The following is a 3,853-nucleotide window of genomic DNA, read 5'->3' as shown; positions in this document are numbered from 1 at the left end:
TCTTCTGAAGCTTTTTGGAAAAAGCTTCACCAAAAACCCTTTATCATTTCAGGATGTTATCGAGCCTGACTTTTTAAACAGCCTCTCTGTCTTCCGGTGCGCGATGTCACTGTATGCAGAGACCATCTGGGCTTTGCCCGGTCCCGGCAGGAAGCCCATCCCCTGCCTCCCGCATCGTTGAGGAAGTTATGGTTTCCAGAGGCCTGTGACCTTTGGTGGGGTGCGGGGGCAGAGCCCCAGAGAAAGACGCCCCCGTGGTTATAGTCACGGGGGCGTGGGATCAGCCTTCGATCTGGCTGAAATCTGCGATCAGTACGGTCATGCGGCGCAGTTCTGACAGCAGGCGCAGGCGGTTGCGACGTATGGCGGCGTCTTCGGCGTTGACGGTGACGTCCTCGAAAAACCGGTCCAGCACGGGACGCAGGTGGGCGACATCGCGCATGGCGTCGGCAAAACGTTCCTCGCTGATGGCGCTTTCCACGGCGGGGATCGTGTGGGCCAGCGCATCGGCAAGGGCGCGTTCCTCGTCCTGTGCATACAGGGCGGGGTCGGGCGCGCCTTCGTGGGGGCCATCCTTGCGGTCCTCGATACGCAGGATGTTGGCTGCGCGTTTTGTCGCGGCCAGCAGGTTGCGCCCATCCTCCGTCGCCAGCATGTCGGCCAATGCATCGCTGCGTGCCAGCAGGCGTGTGATGTCGGTATCGGTATTGCCCACCGACACGGCGGCCAGGATATCGTGGCGCGCGCCCTCGTTACGCAACTGCACACGCAGGCGTTCGGCCACGAATTGTGGCAGCAGGTCGAGGTCCGGCGCCAGCCGCAGGTTTTCAGGCAGGCCATGGGCGGCCATGACGAAAATTTCCGCAAGGTCAAGGCGCAGGTGGTTTTCGCGGATGATGCGAATCAGCCCAAGGGCCGCGCGGCGCAGGGCGTACGGATCGCCGGAGCCACCGGGTTTTTCCCCCGCCGCGAAGAATGCGACAAGGCTGTCGATCTTGTCCGCCAGTGCCACGGCAATGGATACGGGGGCGTGGGGGACGCCGTCATGCTGCCCGCGCGGCATGTAATGTGCGCCAATCGCATCGGCAACCGCGCTGTCTTCCCCATCATGGCGGGCGTAATAGGCGCCCATCGTGCCCTGAAGTTCGGGGAATTCGCCCACCATGCCGGTGGTCAGGTCCGCCTTGCACAACAGGGCGGCGCGTTCGGCCTGTTTCGTGTCCGCGCCCACCATGGGGGCGATCAGCCCGGCAAGGCGCACGATACGCCGCACCCGTTCCCCCTGACTGCCAAGGGAGGCATGAAAGACGATGCGGTCCAGTTGCGCCACCCGGCTGTCCAGCGTGTGGGTGCGATCCAGATCCCAGAAATGTCGGGCATCGGCAAAGCGCGCGCGCAGCACGCGTTCATTGCCCGCGATTGTCAGCGCGCCACCGTCCGATGGTTCCATGTTCGCGACGAAGGCAAAGCGCGGGGCGGCGGAGCCATCGGCGTTGCGCAGCGCGAAATAGCGCTGGTTGACGCGCATCGACACCTGCATCACCTCGGGCGGGAGGGTCATGAATTCGTCGTCGATCTGTCCCAGGAACGGCACCGGCCATTCCGTCAGGCCCGCGACCTCGTCAATCAGGGCGGGGTCAGAGACAACACCCAACCCCTCCTCGGCGGCAAGGCGCGCGACGCCTTCGGCGATGGTGGTACGGCGGGCGACGGCGCAGGGTTCGACCTGGCGTGCGCGCAGGCCCGACAGCCAGTCCTGCGTTCCGGTCACGGCAAACGCGCCCGGCGCGGTAAAGCGGTGCCCTTCGGTCAGGTTGGCGGCCACCAGCCCATGCCCGTTATCGTCCCCTTCGGCCAGGGTGAAGGGCACGACCTGCCCATCAAGCACGCATGCAATCCGGCGCAGTGGACGCACCCATGTAAAGCTGCTGCCGACACCCCAGCGCATCGACTTGGGCCAGGGGAAACGGCGCAACAGCGCAGGGATGGTGACGGCGATGTGGGCTGCGGCCTGTACGGCGGGCACATCACGCCGCAGGACCCAGAACCCGTTTTCCAGCACCAGCGCATCACGTTCGACCCCATGTTTGCGCATGAAACCGGCAAGTGCCTTGTCCGGTGCGCTTTCACGTGGGCCGCGTTCGTCCACGGTGCTGCCCGGCACGGTCGCGTCAACCTCCAGCGAGATTGCGATGCGGCGTGGCCCTGCAAAGGTGCGGGCATCGCGCGGGTCAAGCGGGGACAGCGCCTCCGTCAGCAGGCGTTGCAGATCCTCTGCCGCGCGTTGCTGCATGCGGGCGGGGATTTCTTCGGAAAAGAGTTCAAGCAGAAGTTCGGGCATGATCTTGTTATCCTTCGCCCGCCAGCCACGCTTCGCAGCATCGCTTTGCCAGCGTGCGCACGCGACCGATATAGGAGGCGCGTTCGCTGACGCTGATGACGCCACGCGCATCGAGGAGGTTGAACAGATGGCTGGCCTTCAGGCACTGGTCGTAGGCGGGCTGGGCAAGGCCCTGTTCGGCAAGGGAAGTGGATTCGCGTTCCGCGTCGACGAAATGGCGGTGCAGCATCTCCACATCCGCGACCTCAAAATTATGGCGTGAATAATCGCGCTCCGCGCGCAGGAACACGTCGCCATAGGTCAGGCCCTGCCCGTTGAAGTCGAGGTCATAGACGTTCTCGATCCCCTGTACGTACATCGCCAGGCGCTCAAGCCCATAGGTCAGTTCCGTGGAGGGCATGACGGTGGGAATGCCGCCAACCTGCTGGAAATAGGTGAACTGCGTCACCTCCATCCCGTCGCACCAGACCTCCCAGCCCAGCCCCCATGCCCCGATGGTGGGGTTTTCCCAGTCATCTTCCACAAAACGGATGTCATGTTCCATCGGGTCGATCCCGATGGCGCGATAACTGTCAAGCAGCAGCTTCTGGCTGTCTTCGGGCGTGGGCTTCAGCAGGACCTGATACTGGTAATAATGCTGAAGTCGGTTGGGATTTTCCCCGTACCGGCCGTCTGACGGGCGGCGGCAGGGCTGTACGTATGCCGCCTTCCACGGGCGTGGGCCAAGCGCGCGCAGCGTGGTGTGCGGCGACAGGGTGCCGGCCCCCACTTCCGTATCATAGGGCTGGAGAATGGCGCAGCCCTGTTCGGACCAGAACTGGTGCAGTTTCAGGATAAGCCCCTGGAACGACAGGGGGCGCGTACGGGATGATCGGGGCACGGGGGCCGGGTCCATGAACAGGATGCTCCGTTGAACGGGGTCGGGTCTGCACCATCTGGCGCAATTGCTGCGAACAGCATACCGTCATGTCGCCCCGACCGGAAGGCGGGGCATGCCGTGTGGCTGTCTGTTGCCTGCATGGCGCGGGGTCTTGCGCATTGTCGCGTCGCGCGCCACATGATTGATGGCTGGATCAGTATCCTTGTGTGGAGCAGGATGGAATTACGATGAATATTCAGGAACGCGATCTGATCGCACAGTTCTTCGCCCGCGTTGGCGGCGCGACCACCGGCAGCGTACCGCAGACGGCGTCCGCGCTGCCGCCGATCGATCCGCAGGCCGACCAGTATATCGGGGAGATGTTCCAGAAATACCCCGAGGCCCGCTATCGCATCACCCAGATGGCCGTGGTGCAGGAAGCGGCCCTGGCGGAGGCGCAGAACCGCATCCGGCAGTTGCAGTGGGAAGTGCAGCAGGCGCAACAGCAGCTTGCCGCGGCACAGCAGACCCAGCCACAGGCGGCGCAGCCCGCACGTCCGGGCGGGTTCTTCAGCGGCATGTTCGGTGGTGGCGGCGCGCAGCAGTCCGCACCGCGCCCGGCCGCCGCGCCGCCGCCGGGCTGGGGTGGGGGC

At 64.5% G+C, this 3,853-nt stretch carries 4 protein-coding genes; 2 read left to right on the top strand and 2 right to left on the bottom strand.

Annotation, left to right across the window (positions count from 1 at the left end; all coding sequences use genetic code 11):
* A partial coding sequence (locus B7G66_RS18425; RefSeq protein WP_206778194.1) for a hypothetical protein occupies window positions 1–181 on the top strand: 181 nt, incomplete at its 5' end.
* A gap of 99 nt (window positions 182–280) precedes the next feature.
* Here B7G66_RS18425 and glyS read toward each other — a convergent pair.
* Window positions 281–2,341: a glycine--tRNA ligase subunit beta gene (glyS, locus tag B7G66_RS11220; protein ID WP_003617874.1), complete on the bottom strand. Its 2,061-nt coding sequence runs from the start codon at window positions 2,339–2,341 to the stop codon at window positions 281–283.
* 7 nt (window positions 2,342–2,348) lie between these two features.
* Window positions 2,349–3,236: a glycine--tRNA ligase subunit alpha gene (locus tag B7G66_RS11215; protein ID WP_003617875.1), complete on the bottom strand. Its 888-nt coding sequence runs from the start codon at window positions 3,234–3,236 to the stop codon at window positions 2,349–2,351.
* 212 nt (window positions 3,237–3,448) lie between these two features.
* Between B7G66_RS11215 and B7G66_RS11210 the strand changes: the two genes are divergently transcribed.
* Window positions 3,449–3,853, top strand: a 405-nt coding sequence (locus tag B7G66_RS11210) for a DUF2076 domain-containing protein (RefSeq protein ID WP_048859199.1), incomplete at its 3' end; no start/stop codon positions are given.

Source organism: Novacetimonas hansenii JCM 7643 (assembly GCF_000964405.1).
Lineage (GTDB): Bacteria > Pseudomonadota > Alphaproteobacteria > Acetobacterales > Acetobacteraceae > Novacetimonas > Novacetimonas hansenii.
Note: the sequence above shows the minus strand (reverse complement) of the source record. Positions and strands in the feature narration are given on the sequence as shown.

Coding starts and splice junctions, on each gene's coding strand:
- glyS (WP_003617874.1), bottom strand. CDS start 2,341: ATGCCCGAACTTCTGCTTGAACTCTTTTCCGAAGAAATCCCCGCCCGC.
- B7G66_RS11215 (WP_003617875.1), bottom strand. CDS start 3,236: ATGGACCCGGCCCCCGTGCCCCGATCATCCCGTACGCGCCCCCTGTCG.